The following is a 723-nucleotide window of genomic DNA, read 5'->3' as shown; positions in this document are numbered from 1 at the left end:
GCTCGCGCAGCGCATCGATGACGCCGCGCGCGATCTGGTCGTTGCCGCAGAAGACGGCATCGGGCGTCTCACCCCTGCCCCGGCTGTCGAACAGCTTCGCCACCGCCTCGTGCCCCCAGCCTTCCGACCAGGCGCCGAGCAGCGGCTCGCTCGCCGGCAGGCCGTGCTCGGCCAGCACCTCGCGATAGGCGCGGGCGCGCTCATGCACCACGGCAAAACTCGCCGGCCCGCTGACATGGGCGATGCGCCGGCGTCCGAGCGCACAAAAATGCTCGACCGCCAGCCGCGCGCCGCCGGCATCGTCGGAGACGAAGGCGACCGAGCCCGGATCGGGCTGGGTGAAGGCATAGATGACCGGAATGCGCAAATTGGAGAGATCGACCGGCAGATGGCGGTCGATGCGTTTTCCGGTGGCGATGATGCCGTCGACGCGCTTGTCGAGCATGGCCTCGACATGGAGCTGACCGAGGCGCGGATCGTCCTCGACATTGCACAGGAACACCGAGACCCCGGCATCGACCAGCGCATCGGACACGCCGGCCATCAGCGGCAGCGAGAAGCGGCCGTAAGTATCGTTGGTGAGCAGCCCGACGGTGAAGGAGCGCTTGCGCAACAGGCTCTGCGCCAGGCTGTTCGGCCGGAACCCCAGCCGCTGCGCCGTCTCGCGAATGCGCTCGCGCGTCTCGGCCGTCATCCGCCCCTGCCCGTTCAGCGCCTTTGAGG

General features: G+C 69.0%; 1 protein-coding gene. It reads right to left on the bottom strand.

What is annotated here, in order from left to right; all coding sequences use genetic code 11:
* On the bottom strand, nt 1-723 hold a 723-nt coding region (locus EN745_RS35475; protein WP_145992363.1), incomplete at both ends, for a LacI family DNA-binding transcriptional regulator.

This window comes from Mesorhizobium sp. M4A.F.Ca.ET.022.05.2.1 (genome assembly GCF_003998845.1).
Classification (GTDB): Bacteria; Pseudomonadota; Alphaproteobacteria; order Rhizobiales; family Rhizobiaceae; genus Mesorhizobium.
The sequence above is the reverse complement of the archived record's forward strand: the minus strand, read 5'-3'. Positions and strand labels throughout refer to the sequence as shown.